The sequence below is a fragment of the Vibrio sp. 10N.222.52.C3 genome, assembly GCF_041474195.1.
Lineage (GTDB): Bacteria > Pseudomonadota > Gammaproteobacteria > Enterobacterales > Vibrionaceae > Vibrio > Vibrio crassostreae_C.
This window is the reverse complement of record NZ_JBFRTQ010000181.1, coordinates 1,065-18,562: the sequence shown is the minus strand read 5'-3', so window position 1 is coordinate 18,562 and position 17,498 is coordinate 1,065. Positions and strand designations below refer to the sequence as shown.

Below are 17,498 nucleotides of genomic sequence, written 5' to 3'. Positions count from 1 at the left end.
TCATAGCAATATCCAAGTCATGAAGTCCTGAAGATTGTTTAATGTTTTTAGTTAAAACTTGGTATCCATCAAAATCACCAATATACGCATAATCTGGTTGAGCTACTACTCCGTCAGATATTTTATAAATGATATTATTTACAGCATTACATAATAAATAATCAGTCGTGCCAAAGACACTGCTTTCTTTTAACATTTCTAATACATTTGATAGATTCCAATTATCCAAGTCAATTCGGTCAAAAGTATCTTGTGCTTCAGCACTACATCCAGCAAATGAAATAACTACTTTCCCATGATTAACAACAAACAGCTTTAAACCACCATTTTTTTGATAACTAGAATAACTAGGAAGCTTTCGGTCTATTTCGTAATTTAGCTTAGTATCACTAACGATACAAACATTGCCACTTTCATCTCTCTTGGCAAAAATTAAACTCACTTTAAATCTCCATAAGCTATAAATTTAAAAAAAGGGCATAACGCCCGCTTAAGTGGTGAGCAACGCAATACGGTGTTTCCGCACACCACCTTAATCACTAAAATCAACGCAAGGTAAAAATGCCACGCGTTGCGAATCTGTCTTGAAGCGTTTGTTAGGTTTGTTGTAAATATGGTGACAAAAACTCAATCAGAAAACTAATTAGGAGTACCAACCCAGCCAAAAAGCCAGATATTACTGTAGGCACTATGGTAAAAATCCAAACTCTAGCATTATGTAAATTTACTTGCTGTTCGATACTCTGAATTTCCTTCAAAGTATCAACCGTCGGTGATTGAAGCCTAGTCGTAATTTTACGCATTTGGAGGGCACTGCTAATCATCTTATATAACTCAAATCCGATGAATACCATCAATGACAATAAGATTAACGCCCCTGATGACAAAACAGCCCAGTCAGGTAAATCTGTCTTAATGCTTGACCAAAGAGTAAAGAAACCTACATAACCAGCAGCAATAATCACATTACTATATGAGTTTGCCTTGCCATAAACGTGTGAGACAACCTCTTTTATAATCGCAACATTCTGATCCGTTTGCATTCGTGCATGCTCCTGACTTATGCGATCAATATGCTCTGCAAGCTCATTGTGACGATCAACACAACGATGCTCCATTTCATAAATATCCTGATTCACTTAAAACAACCTCAAAAAACCTAACGCCCGGCTAAGGGGTTGACAACGCTCCGCCGGACTCAAAAAACACACTGTAAACACTGGGCTTCAATTTTGTACTAAAGTCGCCAAGCGTTGGCAATCCCTCTTGAGCCGTTTGTTAGTTGCCCTTGTTCGACTCTAGTGCTAACATTTGTACACACGTAAACTTAGGGAGCTACTCATGGACACTAGAATTCAATTTCGTGTTGATGACGAAATTAAACGTTTAGCCCAACAAATGGCTGAGAGCCAAGGTCGCACACTCAGCGATGCTTGCCGTGAACTTACTGAACAAATGGCTGAGCAACAACGAAAAACATTGTCTCACGACGCTTGGTTAACTGAACAAGTAAACTTAGCATTTGAAAAGTTTGACTCAGGAAAAGCTTCATTTGTTGATCATGACTCAGCAAAAGCACGAATGGCTGAACGAAAAGCTAAGATTCGTAGCCGAGGTCCACAATGATTTTATGGGAAGAAGAATCGCTAAATGATCGTGAGAAGATCTTTGAGTTTCTTTATGACTTCAACCCAAACGCGGCAGACAAAACTGACGAAATCATCGAAGCTAAAGTAGAAAATTTACTTGAGCAGCCACTGATGGGTTTTCAACGTGATGGCATTCGAGGACGATTACTAATTATCCCCGAAATCTCAATGATCGTTTCCTATTGGGTTGACGGCTCAACAATTCGTGTAATGCGAGTTCTACATCAGAAGCAGAAATTCCCTACCGACTGATTGTAGTCGGTGGGCAACTAACGCCTGCATAACACGTTTACTACTATGCAATTATACTTAAAATTAACGCCTTAAAACGAGAAACACCCGGCAACCTAAGATGCCGAGTGTAGTAAATCGTGTTGATGCAATTGTTATGTAACATTCCAATTTTGTTAATATAACTTTAAATATTTAATAAGCTCAATTGGCTGAAATGGTTGTGTGAACTCTTGATTTATAAATTCAATTACATTTTCAGCACCAACAGAGTCCACGCCTTCAATTGTATATTTATTAGATTTATTTAAACCAAGCCAATTATCCAGAAGCTCTTTATCTCCGGTCTCTGCGGTATAACGTAAAAGAGCGTTTGAAAAACTTAATTCTTCCAATTTATAACATTGCTTACTCGCATAATCACTTGCAAATAAAATAACATCTTTCTTTTGTTGATCTGTCAAAGTACCAAACCAATCACTTTTTATTGGTTTTAATACAAAGCTTTCACGCAGCTTACTACAAGCATCTACTTTTACATTTAAAGCTTGGTACTTATAGCTAAGATCTTTTTTTAAAAATTCAGCCCAACTTTCAGATAAGACAGAAGACGAAAATATACAACTAACAATTAATAATATAGCTTTATAATGCATTGTATACACACTCCCAAAATTTACGTTCCTCACCACTTGTGTCTAACATTGCTCTCATAGCTACATTTTCTAAGCGTTCTCTTTCAATTGGAGCAATCGCTTTTACTGCACTTTCATACAACTGCCAATCATACGTTGAAACATTATAAGAAGCAGATGCTAAAGCTACTCCTTTGTAAGAATCTCTACCTGCAAAAATTTGGAAGAAGGGAATAGCAAACAGGATCTTCTCCAGCACCGAAGACATATCAGTAATGTGCTCCATTTGTTCGATATATTCTTTTGTTCTATTACTTGGTTCAAATCCTTTGATTGAACAATACTCTTGCTTGGCCATGATACCCTCCATCATTTAATACGTTTTTATTCTATACCAAATTAATGGGCATCAATAGATGTCAAAATAACTGAAACTACAGTGATTTTGACCATTACCTTTTGTTACATAACATTTTAATATTGTGCAAGCACGAATCCATCCGCTTAACATATCAAAAAGGTCACTCATAACCAACTGAATGCTATGCATTTAATATAAAAGTGGGTCTAAACAATAAGTGTGAAAACGTGCAAGCACATATTGCCGACTATGTAACGCTCGGCCTCATTCTTAACCACCCATAAATCTGCAGTATAATCAATAATTTAAAATAAGCCTCTCGTTAAATTCGTGCTCAATCAGAGTTAAAAACCACTCTTTTTTAAGTCATTAATTATTCAACAAGCAATAAACTGTCTGTATGTACAGATTTTGTGAGGGGAATATATGGCGAGTCAATTCATGCAGGCAATTTGCGAACATATGACGATGCGAGGCTATAGTCGCAAGACAATCAAAGCCTACTGTTACTGGATAAAATACTTCATTCATTTTCATAAGCTTAAACACCCTGAACAGATGCATGCCGCTGAAGTTGTCTCCTTTCTTTCTCATTTAGCTAATCAACAAAAAGTAGCCATCAATACTCAAAAGGTAGCTCTCAATGCTCTAGCCTATTTATACAATCAATTTATTAAGCAACCTCTAGGAGACTTAGGGTTTAGCTATGCGACTCGGTCTCGAAAAATTCCTAGCGTACTCAATCATGCGGAAGCTATCTCGGTGATCAATGAAATAGATCCTAAATATCAACTGTTTTTTCGCTTGTTGTATGGTTCAGGTTTGAGAGTATCGGAATGCCTGAGGCTTCGAGTACAAGATATAGATATAAAACAAGGGTCTCTCACTGTTCACAATGGGAAAGGAAATAAAGACCGAGTGACAATTTTAAGTTTTTCACTCACTGAAGCTATACAAGACAAAATTTCACAAGTTGCAGTTCTGCTCGCTAAAGATAACTTGAATGGGTTTGGGCCATCTTTGCCTCACCGATTAGGTAAAAAATACCCTAGTGCCTATCGACAACTTGCTTGGATGTACCTATTCCCATCAAAATCCGTCACTCAACACTCTGAGTCGGGGATCGTATGCCGACACCACCTACATGATTCGGTACTCCGAAAAACGCTGAAGAAGGCGACTAACTCTAATAAATTGCGCCACAAGCGAATTAGTTGTCATACTTTCAGGCACAGTTTTGCTACGCAACTTCTAAAGTCAGGCTCCGATATCAGAACGGTTCAAGAGCTACTGGGGCACAGTGATGTTAAGACAACTCAGATTTACACTCACGTTATTGGGCAACACTTTAGTGGCACGACTAGCCCGCTAGACGGCTTATAACGAAACTCCCTCATCGATAGTTGAACCTTGGCTTGATGGCTTCTGTCTGACAAGGTTGTCTGATATGGTGGCGGCAGAACTTCAGCAATTGTTTAGATAGTATTGAATATGAAAACACTAACCATACTTGATGGCGGCATGGGCCGAGAACTCAAAGAAATTGGCGCGCCATTTTCTCAACCGCTTTGGAGTGCTCAAGCGCTGATTGAAGCACCCGAATTTGTTAGCCAAGCGCATCAAAACTTTGTCGATGCAGGTGCTGAAATCCTAATCACCAATAGCTACGCCTGTGTGCCTTTTCATTTGGGTGAAGAGCTGTTCGAGCAACGCGGTTTTGAACTAGCCACACTGTCTGGTGAGCTGGCTAAAGCAGTTGCTAACAATGCTTCTCACACCGTAAAAGTGGCGGGCGCGATTCCACCGCCATTTGGCAGCTACCGACCAGACTTATTTAAGGTAGAAGAGGCAGCGCCAATCATTCAAACGCTTTACGATGCCCAGGATCCAAACATCGATCTTTGGATAGCGGAAACCATCTGCAGCCTGCAAGAGTTCGAATCCATTCATGCGGTACTTAAACAGTCCGATAAGCCTTGTTACTACGCATTCAGTTTGGAAGATACCAAGGGCGATTCTGCCAATATTCGTTCTGGCGAGAGCGTAACAGACGCCATCAAACTTGCCTGCCAATCAAACGCGACAGGCATTATGTTTAACTGTTCAGTGCCTGAAGTGATGGATCAAGCCATTATCGATGCCAAGAAAGTGATCGATGAGCTAGGCAGTGATTTAGAAGTTGGTGTCTATGCCAACAATTTTGCGCCTATCAGCAACGAACATGAAGCGAATGATATGTTTCAGGAGATGCGTGAGCTGGATGGCCAAGGTTACTTAACTTACGCTAAACGCTGGCATGCACTGGGCGCGAATATTATCGGTGGCTGTTGTGGCATCGGGCCAAAACACATTAAAGCCCTAGCCGATTGGAAACACTCAATACAGAGCTAATCCTGAGCTTCAACTAGAATAAAATAAATAGAGAACAGGTTGAGAAATCTGTTCTCTATTTGTATGTGACGTCTCTGAGTACACTGATACAAAACAACGATTTGGAGTAACTGATGAGCGACACGCAACGAAAAATTAAATGGGGTATCGCAGGGCTAGGCAATATCGCCAATCGATTCGCTACCGCAGTCACAGAGCATTGTCTGCATGGTGAGCTTGATGCGGTTGCCGCCAGAGATCACTCACGCGCAGCCACGTTCGCCAACAAGTTTGCTTGCGACAAGGCTTATGGTTCTTATGAAGAGATGGCGAATGACCCAAGTGTTGAAGCGGTTTACATCGCTACGGTTCACCCATACCACCAGCCACTCACTGAGTTGTTTCTAAAGAATAAAAAACATGTATTGGTCGAGAAGCCGGCTTTTACCAACCTTGCTGACTGGCTTGAGATGAAAGCTCTCGCGAAGCAAAATGGCGTGATGCTGTTAGAAGCAATGAAAACCGTGGTGTTTCCCGCATATCGTGAGCTCCAATCATTCTTGGTCGATAACAACATTCAGATAGATTCAATCGAAGCCAGCTTTGGTAATCATCATGACTATGAGCCCGATTTGTTTATCTTCAATCCGGATTTGTCAGGCGGAGCAACACTCGATGTTGGGGTCTATGGGCTTTGGTTCTTTTACGATCTGTGCCGAACGCTGGGTGTAAACCCTTCAAAACCTCAGGTAGAGATGTCGTGTCTTTATGAGGGGGCGAATGTTGATACCGACGCGTGCTTTACATTCTCTGGTGATATGAACGGTAAGATATCGGCATCAACCGTGCAAAATCTTCCCCGGTCAGCACATTTGAGTGGGCCAGATACCAAGATCACCATTCACGAAAAATGGTGGAATCCGGCCTTTATTGAGATTGAACATCAAGGGCAGAAGTCGACCATCAACAAACGAGTGACGGGCAATGGGTTCGAATTTGAAATCGACCATTTTTCAGATTTGGTGCTTCAAGGCAAAACTGAGTCGAATATCCTAAGCTCAGAGATAACCTCTCGAGTTCTCGTCACGATGGAAAAAGCACTCATTGACTCTGGCTATCCACACTTAACTCAACCTCGTCGTGAGGAAAAGCAAATTGGGAAACCTTAAGCGCAAGCTTGAACTGTATGAAAAGATATTTCAGGCTTTTGGGCCTGGAGTATCACACTGTCAGGTCAACCAACTGGCCACACTGCTGCACGTGAGTGAACGTCACGTTCAGACCTTACTCAAAGCGATGACAGCACAAGGTTGGATTGAGTGGCAAGCTAGCTCAGGCCGCAGCAAGAAGGCACAACTCACGTGTCTGGTTGAACCCATTGAGGCGTGTTACCAATACGCACAAACCCAAGCTGACGCAGGCAACATAGAACAGGTGTTTAGCACCTTGAGCTTCAACGGCCGCAATGCTGGCACTGAGTTGCAAGCCTTTCTAAGCAATACCAATCCGTCGACGCAGAATATCGCGTACATCCCGTTTCACCGAGAACTCGAAGCGCTTCACCCTCAACGAGTACTTAGACGCACCGAACGCTTCTTAGTGATGCAAGTTTGCCAACGCCTAACCTCCGTTAAGCACAGCAAACTCAGCGGCGATCTGGCTTATCATTGGCAGCCTAATCAAGATGCGACACAGTGGCACTTTCAGATTCGCAATGGTGTTCACTTTCATAACGGAAGAACACTCGAACCTCAAGACATAGCACGCAACCTTAACTCGCTCTGCCAAAGCAAAATATGGCGTCGCTGTTATCAGCATATTGATGAGGTCTCTGTCTCGGCAGGCAATGTGGTTGTCGTAAAGTTGAATCAACCTGATTGGCATTTACCGCGCCTACTTGCTAGGGCTGAAGCCTCCGTATTCGATCACTCATCACCGACTGATAGGCTGATTGGATCTGGCGCGTTCTCATTAGACATCTTCTCAAGCAAGATGTTGAGATTGAGCCGCAATAGCGCCTATTCACACAGCACGCCGATTCTGAATCGAGTCGAGTTGTGGGTCTATCAGGAATGGGCACAGAGCAAAGCCTGCGCTCAAAATCAGGTGTGCGTGAAACTGCCCGAGAAGACGACCAGCGTGCGTGGGGATGACCATTCTTCCCAACCGGATTTCGGCTCAACCTTCTTTAAGATTCAAAGCCCGATGTTGTCTTCAACCGTTCGTGAGTTCACCGTTGAAGACACCTCTGAATGCCAAGCCCTTTTCGATCAGTTGTCAGTGTCTGGCGACCACAAAACCAGCGTGGAATATGGGCACTACCTAACTCACTACCTAACTACCAAAGACGTCGCGCTGTGCAGTATTATTGATGAGAACGACACCTTCACTTCGTGGTTAAGCTTTTTCACTCGCTTCCCGTTTGAGGACTTAACTTTGCCTGCTGAGATGCTAGAGACAATCGAACATGGCTTAACCTCAATAACAAACCAGCCCAACTTTGAGTTAGCAATGAATGCACTGTTGGTGCTTCGGCATTGGTTGCATGAATCTGGAGTTGTGGTTGAGCTCAAGCAAGAGGCGTTCAACTTAGAGGTTTCTGAAAAGATACACGGCGCGCAATTGAATGGTTTCGGTTGGTGCGAACTCGACAAGCTGTGGATTAGCCATTTGTAAGCGTATTTCGTAGCTGAATGTATTTCACAACCTAGCCCAACCAAGCTGCAACCAATCATTATGTTCAGTCACAGCGTAGGTCGAATAGGCTAAGGGTTAGCTCACTAGCGATAATTCAGACTCTTTATAGATACGGTTAGCCACTTTGTATGCAGCCGGAGACATCAGTGTCTCTTTGCATCTGCGCTTAAATTGCTCGACTTCAATCGTTTGTTCTTCCAGTAAATAGCACAGCTCACTCAAGTAGTTAGCTTCAAACACAGCTTGACCAAGTGGCGTGCATTCGTATCGGCTCGACTCTTGGTAGCCAATCGCGGTCAACACTGATTCTGGCAGTTCCCAGAACTTAGCAATGGTGTAAGTCAGGCGAATGGAGTAGCTGTTCATCAGGCGCTTCAATGCTAACGAGTTAGGTGGAACAGAAGGATCAACATGCTTGAAGGCTTCTACCATCATCTGGAAAATGATCATCTTGCCTAAGTTGCGAATTAACCCAACAAAATACGCCGCTGCTTGCTCTTCTTGAGATGAAGAGTCTTTCATCAACTCCTTAGAAAACGACGCGGTTTGAACACTGTGATTCCAAATTTTCTCACCGAAGTGACGCCAGTAAATATTGTTCCCCGGCGTGAAGTTCTTCATGTAGCTATTCACCACCCCTTCAACGAGCCCTTGAGAACCCATATTTAAGAATGCTGTTTTTAGGTCGGTAACCTGTTTTTCATTGCGTTTGTAAAAGGCGCTATTTGCCAGTTTAATCACATCGGCAGCCATACTCGGCTCGCGCTCAATCACTCTTAACAGAGTATCGACATCAAACTCATCGCTCTGTAATTCGCCCATTAACGTGGTCACAGAGGCTGGCATCACTGGAAGTTCATTAAGCAAGGCTTTTGGAGAGCGAATCAAGCGTTCGATTTGACAAGCGACAAAATCACTAAATGGGTCTGACTCCGTTCGAAGGCGAGACTCTCCAAACAAATAATCAAGGAACTCACCATCGTGAAGGCTAAGCGTCTTATCGACGATTAATGATGATGGCTGAGCGGACGACGGCGGAACAAAGATTGAAGACCGAACAGAATCAGTAGCAACGGTTTGTTGTTGCTCTTTTTGGACAGGCTCTGCAGAGGGTTTGTTTTTTGAATAAACAAAAGGTGAGAATAGTGCCTGCAATACCCTTTTAAACATCAATACGGCTCCTAGATGATTATCAAACAGTTCGGGATATATAACAGCGGTGATTATCGCACAGGCAACTCATAAACCATACAGTGATAAATGAATCATTAACCTTTCAGCTGTATAGGATCTGTTACCCAACAATTTGCTCAGCTCCTCGGTATTCACCAGGAACAAAAAGAGCGAGCAAATAAAGCTTGCTCACTCTTCCATCAATCTAAACCGTGAAGCTGACTAAAACTAGCGTTCTGCCACTTCCAACACGATCTTACCAACATGCTTTTTCTTTAAGAACTCATCTTGCGCTTTATGGATATCGGCTAGCGGATAAGACTCTGCAACGATGGCGCCAATCTGCTGTTTCTCGATACGATTAACCAAGTTTTGGAATACTTGCGGTTCTAAAACCGTGCAACCAAAAAAGCTGAGGTCTTTGAGATACAAAGTTCGCACATCAAGCTCAACCATTGCACCACCAATCGCACCAGACACAGCATAGCGACCATGTGGTTTCAGCACTTCAAGGAATTCCGGCCACTTATCACCGGCGACTAAATCGATAACCACATTCACGCTGCTTTCGCCTAGCGCGTTAACCAAATCTGCATCACGGGCAATCACTTCATCTGCGCCAAGTTCAAGTAACTGTTGGTTCTTGCTTGGGCTAGTGATGGCAATAACATACGCGCCACGAGCTTTTGCTAGTTGAATAGCCGCAGAGCCCACACCGCCCGATGCACCTGAGATAAGCACGCGATCACCCTCAGCCACATTCGAGCGAGTCAGCATGTTTTCTGCGGTCGAGTAAGAGCATGGGAAAGACGCTAGCTCAACATCCGACATAGAACTGTTCACCGCGTAAGCATGCTTAGCTGCTACTTTGGTGTATTCAGCGAAACCACCATCGCATTCAGATCCGAAATACCATGGCTGTGGTAGATCTTGTCCATAAACCTCGGTCAAACAAGGCTCAATCAGAACACGCTCACCAATACGGTCAACTGAGACTTCATTGCCGACTTTCACGATAAAACCACACACGTCAGCACCTTGGATACGAGGGAACTTTAGCGCTTCACCCGACCAACTGGCATCGTCTGAATCATCACTTTTTGCATACCAACCGATTCGCGTGTTGATGTCAGTATTATTAACGCCTGCTGCCATGACTTTGATCAGCACTTCATTAGGCTCAATTTTTGGAACAGCAATGTCTTCACGGTAGCCAAGCATTTCTGCCCCGCCGTGCCCTAGCATCTCTGCGCCTTTCATTGTTTTTGGTATCTCGAAATTCATACTGTTTCCTTGAGTAATTTTGTCACCATATTCTGTGCCGATGCCACTGCTTCTTCGCCTAAGACTGGCCACGCGCTTGATACGCCTTCATGAAGTAAAAACAGCGGTGTCGCGAGATCCTCTCGCAGGCTCTGCTTGCCTATTAGCAAACGAACTTGTTCTTTATGCTGTGTAACCGCTTGGCTGATAAGCTCATTATCGGGAAACGCGGCCATCGCATTCATCGACATACACCCGTGCGGCGCATATTCTTCTAACCATTGTTGAAGCTTGTTGAAGATATGAGTAACCGATGCGAGCCCCTTTTCAGGCGACGTTTCCAACAAGAAATCTAGGTAACGTTGATGTCGATGCTCCAAGGCACCAACGATCATCGCTTCTTTTGAAGGGAAGTGTTTATACAAGGTTCTTAGGCTTACATCGCACGCCGTTTTCAGCTGTGCAACGCTCGGCTCAGCAAAACCTTGCTGGCTAAATGCCACCTCTAAGCTTGCTGCAATCTGTTCTCTCAACATAGTGCTCTCTCAATACCCGACAAAGGGTAGAATGATTGTTCTACCTACAGAGTAGAACGATCACTCTACCCCTGTCAATATCCAAATTTACAAACCAAGAAATGATAAATTCCGCGCCAAACAGGACACGGAATTTATCAATACAGATGAGAGACTTAGCGTTTAAGCTGGAGTCGACTGCGTATCGTCACCAGAACAGATAACGCGCCACAAAGTACCAACACTACACCTAGATCTTGGAGCATTCCCGCTAAAGCGAGCCCTGAGCCGATCAAGGTGTAATACATCAAACCAAACAGTGCGCCTGCACTTCCTGCTTGAGACTGGTAACGTACCAACGCTCGGCTCAATACATTGGGAATCGCAATGCCAAACGCCATAACCACCAACATCATTGGAAGCAAGAACCAGATCGTGTGTTGTGAAAAATACACACCCACCGCACCTAATGTTTGAAGCCCTGCTGCGATACCAATCAGAGACATTGAAGACACTTGTCTCTTCAACAATGTCTTGTTCACCAAGCTTCCCAACAGAGTCCCGAACCCAAGCACAATGCCGCTGTAGCCAAACTGCTCAACGCTAAATCCAAGTTGAATGAAGGCAAATGAACCCAATTGATAATAGGAAAACAGTGCAATATTGAACGACGCGACCAGCAACGCAGACATCCATATATCGCTATCTTTGACCATGTGAATACTGAGTGACTTTAACTGCAATGGCTGCTTAGATTGTTGCGTTTCAGGCAATGACCATAGGCTATGTGCCAACAGCACTAACACCATAATAAACAGGGCAATAAACACATATTGATGCCCGCCCGCTTGGCTTAATTGACCGCCAAGAAGCAGCCCGATGATTGGGCTAATCGACAGCCCCATCCCCATGTAACCAAACACCTTGGCCAGTTCAGCGCCGCTAAAGGCATCTCGCAACATGGTTTGTGTCACAACCGAGCCAACCGCAAGCCCGAAAGCGCCCATGGCTCGGGCTATCATCAACCAAACAAAGCTATTGGTTTGCATAGCAATGAGTGCTGAACAAGCGAATAACCCCATGCCCAATAACATGGTTGGTCGGCGCCCCCACTTGTCAGCTAACACGCCCCATACCACCACACCCACCGCAAATGCAGAGAAGTAAATCGATAGGGTTTGAGCAGCTTGTGTGTAACTGACATCAAAGGATTTCGATATTGAATCCAGAGTCGGGCTATAGATGGTTTCTGCGATTTGAGGGAACATCAGCAATAGCACCATTTGCCATAAAGAAGGTTTTGTTTTCATCATTTTTCCAAGACCAGTGAACTTGACGAGGAGTCTAGGGGAAACTAACCTTGGCTCGTTAACAACATTAAAACCAAAAACAACAAGATTGGGACAAATGGCATTAATCAGCGAAACCATTGAGTTTGATGCAGACAGCTTACCTGCGCCCGTAATAGGGATTGCGGCAGAGCTAGGTCAGCATGACTCAGGAATACATCACCACGTAAAAGGACAGTTGCTGTATGCTCCGCAGGGTTGCATCACCTTGACCTTAAAAAACGCCATTTGCATTTTGCCGCCGACTAAAGCCGTGTGGATCCCGCCTTATACCAAACATCGCGCGCAGATGACCAATGTGGTTGCTTATCGGTCGCTCTATTTTGATAGCAGTATTTACACCTGCCCAGAAGCGATTGAAATTGTAGAAGTGAATGAGCTTTTAAAAGCCCTGATCAATAAGATGGCTTTCTGGGATTGGGACGTTGCCCGCGAGCAAACCACCAATACCGCCAACCTATTCTGGGAAGAGTTTTACAGTGCTAACCAACACTCGTTTATCTTGCCACTACCGACAGATCGCCGCTTTAAAAGCTTTTGCAAACAAGTCCGAACCGCTTCCTTTCTTGCCCCAGCCCTCTCGACATTAGCGAACTCGGTTGGCGCAAGCACCAAAACGATTACTCGATTATTCAAAGCCGAAACAGGCATGACTTACCAAGAGTGGCGACAGCAATGGCGCTTGTTTAAAGCGATTGAACTGCTCTCAGAAAACCGACAAGTCGTTGATGTGGCTCATCTGCTAGAGTTCTCATCCAACAGTGCGTTTATCGCTTTTTTCAAACAGCAAACTGGACAAACCCCGTTGGCCTTTACCAAGTTAGGGGCGTGATTGTTGTTATCCAAACTCTGAAGTTTTACTGAGCTCAGATACAAAAAACCAGAACATGAGTTCTGGTTTTTTAATGCAGATTCAACTAATCAATCAACACCAACGAATCGAGAATCCCTTTTCCACTGTGGATTCCACCTTCATTTTCGCTAGCGGGTTTACTGCGGATCAAGTAACCCGTGTAGCCGTCTAGCTCTGTTACTGGTTCACCTTTGTAGTAAGCGGTAAACAAACCGACTTCGCTGACTAAGTCTGTCACGAGCGTTTGTTGAGTGTCACGCACCGCAATGCTTGGCACGTCACGTTCGTGTGGGTACAAGCGCTGCATCAATGCCCATGCATCGTAGTCTTCTGGCTTAAGTTGGCTCAGTTGTTCGCTAATATCGTCACCAAAGACACAATGGCCACCGCCCTCGCCTTGGTTTTTTAGCTCCCATTCTTGCTTATCAGCTTGTGTGTTAAACCATTCAATTGCTTCATTGGTGATAGGCTTCATATCAGCCAGAACACTCTTGACCAGTTCGGCTTCTTCTCGCGTTAAACCCCAGCGGGCGTATTCTGCTGCTGACATCATGGTCAGCAGCATTTGCATGGTTTTGCTGGTCGCTAATTGCTGGCTGATAGTCGCGTTCATTGCGACATGGTGTTGCTCCATAAACAAGCGAGTCTGACTTAACGTATGGCAACACACCGATTCATTTAGCTCTGGAGCCCAATAATCTGAATACTGGTAGCCAGCTCTTAGATACACCACATCGACAGCTCCGACATCTTTCAATAGCAGGCGTTGATTATCGCCCGATGAAAGCTGACAGCTCAACTGTTCAAAAGTACGACGCACCGTGCATAATTGCCCACTCACAAGCATCTTCAATAACTTGTTGCGGAATCGATGGCATTGGATTCATTTAGATATCTCATTCTTGGCGGGCATTTGGCACCCGTAATAAGACAATGCTCATTCTAAAAAGACGAAATAAATTTAAAAAAACTTATTTCGCCGTTTTGATCATCGTAGCTCGCGGTTTACAGCTGAGGTTCTTGGGTCTTATTGACTATGAGGTCGCGAAGCCATTTGTGGCTTGGTTCAGAATCAAAGTAACGGTGCCAAAGCAAAAACAAACCACCGGGAACCAACTCAATAGGAATCGGCTTCATCACCAGTTCGCCACTCTCAATATAGTCACGAACCGAGTTGTACGGATAACACATCAGCAAATCGCTTTGTTTGCACAGCTTTACTGCGCTGGTGATGTCCGACACGTTGGCGGCTTTGTTAATTTGAAGCTGTTTGGCTTGCAAGATTTCCAGTAGCAACCAGTCGCCAACGCCACCGGTCACCAACTGAATATGACGGTATTTAAGGAAGGCTTGCAGATTCCACTCTTCTTGAAGTACTGGGTGATCATTTCGCATCAAGCACACAGAGTAATCTTGCAGCAACTCGACGTGGTTTAGCTCGGCAGGGATATTTTGAATGTGGGTGCTAGCCCTTTCATCGAGCTCAAAAATTCCAATCCCGAAATCGACCTCACGCTTTAGTAAGCGCTTAAAGGTTTCGCTGCTCCAAGTAGTGCTGTTTACCGTAATGTTCGGCGCATCTGCTAGCGCGTTAGGCATAAATTTAGGGTAAATCGCGGTATAAGCGGTTTCAACAAGATCGATATTAAAAGTACGTTCGCTGTCTTTCGGCTCAAAAATGTCCGGCACGGTTAGCTGTTCAACTTGCAGAAGGATTTGATGAATTTTAGGCGCTAAAGAGGTGGCTTTCGGTGTTGGAAACAGGCCTTTTGACTCACGTTCAAACAAAGGGTCGTCAAACAAAGAACGCAGCTTAGTGAGTTGTTTACTCACCGCAGACTGACTAAGGAACAATCGCTCTGCCGTTTTGCTCACGCTGCGCTCTTCAAGCAACACGTGTAAACACAGCAGTAAATTCATATCACATTTGAGTAAGCTTTTAACATCTACCATGATATTCCTTAGATTCAGATTAATGATGACTTTATGTCACTTTAAATCATATCACAAACTTGTTAATTTAAGCCCATGTAACCTATGAGTTAATAACTCAAAAAATAATAGACCTAAGGAATACTCATGAACTTTCTAGCACTCCCTAAGATTGATCTGCACTGCCACCTAGACGGAAGTGTTCGTCCAGACACCATTATTGATCTGGCGAAACAGTACGGAATCGAACTTCCAGAAGACCGTGAAGCGGTAGTAAAGTCTCTAACAGTGCCTGAAGATTGCAAAAACCTTGATGAGTACCTAGCTTGCTTTAGCCTGCCACTGCAAGTGATGCAAACGGAAGAAGCGATTGAGCGTATCTCTTTTGAGCTTTACGAAGACGCAGCACTAGAAAACGTTAAGTACCTAGAAGTTCGTTTTGCACCGATTCTTCACGTAAACAAGGGCTTGTCTCTTGATGCAATCATCGCAAGTGCGGTTAAAGGCATGAAGCGTGCAGAAGAGAAATACGACATTAAGGGCAACTACATCATGTCTGTACTTCGTATGTTCCCGAAAGACTCAATCAAAGATGTAATCGACGCTGGTAAACCATACCTTGGTAAAGGCGTGGTTGCGTTTGATATTGCAGGCGGTGAAAAGCCGGGCTTCTGCGCTGAATTCCCTGAGTACACGCAATACGCTATTGAACAAGGCTACCGTGTGACGGTTCACGCAGGTGAGCAATGGCATGGTCAGAACGTTTACGATGCAGTCACACTGCTTGACGCTGAGCGTATCGGCCACGGTGTCCACATCCAAGGTAACGAAGACGCGTACAACATCGTTAAAGAGAAGCAGGTTGCGCTTGAAACTTGCCCAACAAGTAACGTGCAAACTAAATGTATTCACAAATTCAGCGACCACCCAATTGCTGAATTCAAGAAAGACGGCATCGTTGTAACGATCAACACAGACAACCGCACTGTGTCGAACACAACCATGACCAACGAAGTAAAACGTGCGTGTGAAACATTCGGTCTAACAAAAGAAGATTACGTAGAAATCTACAAGTACTCTGTAGAAAGTGCGTTTGCTTCAGACGAAGTGAAACAGCACCTAATGGGTTTCGTTGAGCAAATCTAATTGGTAAAGCGCGCCTTTTGCTGAATAGCTGGGCTCACTTAGCATTAATGCTTAAAGGTACAAAATAGGAAGAGAAAGGCTGAGGCTTTTCTCTTTTTTAAGCATTGTGGCATTTTATCTAGCGAGCAGTTTTATAACGATTCTAGATGCAATAGTTAGTACTCATAATCGGCGTTGTTGATCAAATCAGCTTGAGGTTCAACGACGCCATATTTGACTAATCGTTAGCTTCTAACAGGCATACCTAGTCCTATGACTTTGTTTATAGCTTTGACATTCGCCATGATTTCTCCCACTTGAGCGTTGTAACATCTCAAGCTCAATTTACCGCTGGTTAGTCCTTTATATCGAGACATTGCGGTCTCAGATATTGAGCGATAGTGGTAACCAGACTCAGATTTCCACTCCGTTATTGTTCCGTTTTTAAGAGCCTCTACAGCTTCATTTCTGGGATGCCCATCTTCCCAAAGAGCCGCATTCTTTCGAGGTGGTATCAACGGAGTACAGCCTTTATTTTTCAGAGTCTCATGACAACTTTTTGTGTCATATGCTCCATCAGCAGATACTGTATGGATCTTTCTACGTAAAGGGTTGAGTAATGTTGGCAGCACTTCGTTATCGCCAACACTTACAAGACTGACTTCTGCACTAATGGCCTCATGAGTTTCTACATCAACAGCTAAGTGCAGTTTACGCCAAGTTCTGCGTTTTTCGGCGCCGTGCTTTTTCACTTTCCATTCACCCTCGCCAAAAACTTTGAGACCAGTCGAGTCAATGGCTATATGGCGAATAGCTCCTTTGGATTTATTGCGATATTTGACCTGAACTGTCTTCGAGCGTTTGCTGATACAGGTGTAGTCAGGGGACGTCAGTGGAACATCCAATAGCTCAAAGATAGAATCAATAAAGCCTTGAAGAGCACGTAATGGTAATGAGAATACTCCTTTAATCATCAAGGCAGTTTCAATCGCTGTATCAGAGTACTGAAAGCCTCTACCACGCTTACCATGATGGGTTTTGCATCGCCATGCATCTACGGCTGTATCATCTATCCAGAACGTAACCGAGCCCCGTTTGCACAAAGCCTTATTGTACTCCGCCCAGTTAGTTATCTTCTTTTTCGCCTTACCCATGTTGTCACCGCTCTAACCATCATAAAGGATCAGATCGCAGGACTCGAAAAAGGTTCAATTGATTTAGGCAACAACGCCATGATGGGTTGTACATCGCCATGCATCTATGGCTGAATCATCTATCCAGAACGTAACCGAGCCACGCTTGCACAGAGCCTTATTGTATTCCGCCCAGTTAGTTATCTTCTTTT

At 44.0% G+C, this 17,498-nt stretch carries 17 protein-coding genes and 2 pseudogenes; 8 read left to right on the top strand and 11 right to left on the bottom strand.

Annotated features, from left to right (window positions below):
* Positions 1–442, bottom strand: a pseudogene (locus AB4517_RS21515) (hypothetical protein); the annotation flags it as partial.
* 154 nt (positions 443–596) lie between these two features.
* Positions 597–1,139, bottom strand: a complete 543-nt coding sequence (locus AB4517_RS21510; RefSeq protein WP_372074734.1) for a hypothetical protein — start codon at positions 1,137–1,139, stop codon at positions 597–599.
* A 202-nt stretch (positions 1,140–1,341) separates the two neighbouring features.
* Between AB4517_RS21510 and AB4517_RS21505 the strand changes: the two genes are divergently transcribed.
* Together AB4517_RS21505 and AB4517_RS21500 are read left to right on the top strand one after the other, a co-directional pair.
* Positions 1,342–1,626, top strand: coding sequence for a damage-inducible protein J (locus AB4517_RS21505; RefSeq protein ID WP_372149899.1), 285 nt, complete (start codon positions 1,342–1,344; stop codon positions 1,624–1,626).
* The gene (locus tag AB4517_RS21500; protein WP_017048421.1) at positions 1,623–1,901 is read left to right on the top strand and encodes a type II toxin-antitoxin system mRNA interferase toxin, RelE/StbE family; all 279 of its coding nucleotides are present in this window, start codon (positions 1,623–1,625) and stop codon (positions 1,899–1,901) included. Before AB4517_RS21505 ends, AB4517_RS21500 begins: the two co-directional genes overlap by 4 nt.
* A gap of 155 nt (positions 1,902–2,056) precedes the next feature.
* On the opposite strand, the gene AB4517_RS21495 is transcribed toward AB4517_RS21500, so the two are convergent.
* Positions 2,057–2,536 carry a hypothetical protein gene (locus tag AB4517_RS21495; protein WP_229648417.1) on the bottom strand — a complete coding sequence of 160 codons (480 nt, stop codon included), beginning with the start codon at positions 2,534–2,536 and terminating at the stop codon, positions 2,057–2,059.
* Positions 2,526–2,873: a hypothetical protein gene (locus AB4517_RS21490; RefSeq protein ID WP_054776246.1), complete on the bottom strand. Its 348-nt coding sequence runs from the start codon at positions 2,871–2,873 to the stop codon at positions 2,526–2,528. Before AB4517_RS21490 ends, AB4517_RS21495 begins: the two co-directional genes overlap by 11 nt.
* Positions 2,874–3,302: 429 nt before the next feature.
* Here AB4517_RS21490 and AB4517_RS21485 point away from each other — a divergent pair, with 429 nt between their 5' ends.
* From AB4517_RS21485 to AB4517_RS21470, 4 genes are all read left to right on the top strand, one after another.
* Complete coding sequence (locus tag AB4517_RS21485) at positions 3,303–4,259, top strand: integron integrase (protein ID WP_372149895.1); 957 nt, start codon at positions 3,303–3,305, stop codon at positions 4,257–4,259.
* A 108-nt stretch (positions 4,260–4,367) separates the two neighbouring features.
* Positions 4,368–5,267 (top strand): homocysteine S-methyltransferase family protein, encoded by a 900-nt coding sequence (locus AB4517_RS21480; protein WP_372057284.1) that lies wholly within the window; start codon positions 4,368–4,370, stop codon positions 5,265–5,267.
* A 113-nt stretch (positions 5,268–5,380) separates the two neighbouring features.
* On the top strand, positions 5,381–6,415 hold the full coding sequence (locus tag AB4517_RS21475; protein WP_372149892.1) for a Gfo/Idh/MocA family protein: 1,035 nt from the start codon (positions 5,381–5,383) through the stop codon (positions 6,413–6,415).
* Positions 6,402–7,922, top strand: coding sequence for an SgrR family transcriptional regulator (locus AB4517_RS21470; protein WP_372149888.1), 1,521 nt, complete (start codon positions 6,402–6,404; stop codon positions 7,920–7,922). Before AB4517_RS21475 ends, AB4517_RS21470 begins: the two co-directional genes overlap by 14 nt.
* Positions 7,923–8,018: 96 nt before the next feature.
* On the opposite strand, the gene AB4517_RS21465 is transcribed toward AB4517_RS21470, so the two are convergent.
* From AB4517_RS21465 to AB4517_RS21450, 4 genes are all read right to left on the bottom strand, one after another.
* Positions 8,019–9,113, bottom strand: coding sequence for an HDOD domain-containing protein (locus AB4517_RS21465; RefSeq protein WP_372149886.1), 1,095 nt, complete (start codon positions 9,111–9,113; stop codon positions 8,019–8,021).
* A 231-nt stretch (positions 9,114–9,344) separates the two neighbouring features.
* Positions 9,345–10,400, bottom strand: coding sequence for an alcohol dehydrogenase family protein (locus AB4517_RS21460; RefSeq protein ID WP_372149883.1), 1,056 nt, complete (start codon positions 10,398–10,400; stop codon positions 9,345–9,347).
* On the bottom strand, positions 10,397–10,915 hold the full coding sequence (locus AB4517_RS21455) for a TetR/AcrR family transcriptional regulator (protein ID WP_372149881.1): 519 nt from the start codon (positions 10,913–10,915) through the stop codon (positions 10,397–10,399). The genes AB4517_RS21460 and AB4517_RS21455 overlap by 4 nt, the downstream gene beginning before the upstream one ends.
* Positions 10,916–11,070: 155 nt before the next feature.
* Complete coding sequence (locus tag AB4517_RS21450) at positions 11,071–12,204, bottom strand: multidrug effflux MFS transporter (protein ID WP_136973856.1); 1,134 nt, start codon at positions 12,202–12,204, stop codon at positions 11,071–11,073.
* A gap of 97 nt (positions 12,205–12,301) precedes the next feature.
* Between AB4517_RS21450 and AB4517_RS21445 the strand changes: the two genes are divergently transcribed.
* Positions 12,302–13,075 carry a helix-turn-helix domain-containing protein gene (locus AB4517_RS21445; RefSeq protein ID WP_102394444.1) on the top strand — a complete coding sequence of 258 codons (774 nt, stop codon included), beginning with the start codon at positions 12,302–12,304 and terminating at the stop codon, positions 13,073–13,075.
* Between the two features lie 85 nt (positions 13,076–13,160).
* Here AB4517_RS21445 and AB4517_RS21440 read toward each other — a convergent pair.
* Positions 13,161–13,919, bottom strand: a pseudogene (locus tag AB4517_RS21440) (glutathione synthase); the annotation flags it as partial.
* A 182-nt stretch (positions 13,920–14,101) separates the two neighbouring features.
* Complete coding sequence (locus AB4517_RS21435) at positions 14,102–15,049, bottom strand: LysR family transcriptional regulator (protein WP_017061092.1); 948 nt, start codon at positions 15,047–15,049, stop codon at positions 14,102–14,104.
* A gap of 126 nt (positions 15,050–15,175) precedes the next feature.
* Here AB4517_RS21435 and add point away from each other — a divergent pair, with 126 nt between their 5' ends.
* A complete protein-coding gene (gene add, locus AB4517_RS21430) occupies positions 15,176–16,174 on the top strand; it encodes an adenosine deaminase (RefSeq protein WP_372126354.1) in 999 nt (332 codons plus the stop codon).
* Between the two features lie 224 nt (positions 16,175–16,398).
* On the opposite strand, the gene AB4517_RS21425 is transcribed toward add, so the two are convergent.
* The gene (locus tag AB4517_RS21425; RefSeq protein WP_372065201.1) at positions 16,399–17,307 is read right to left on the bottom strand and encodes an IS5 family transposase; all 909 of its coding nucleotides are present in this window, start codon (positions 17,305–17,307) and stop codon (positions 16,399–16,401) included.
* Positions 17,308–17,498: the final 191 nt, after the last annotated feature.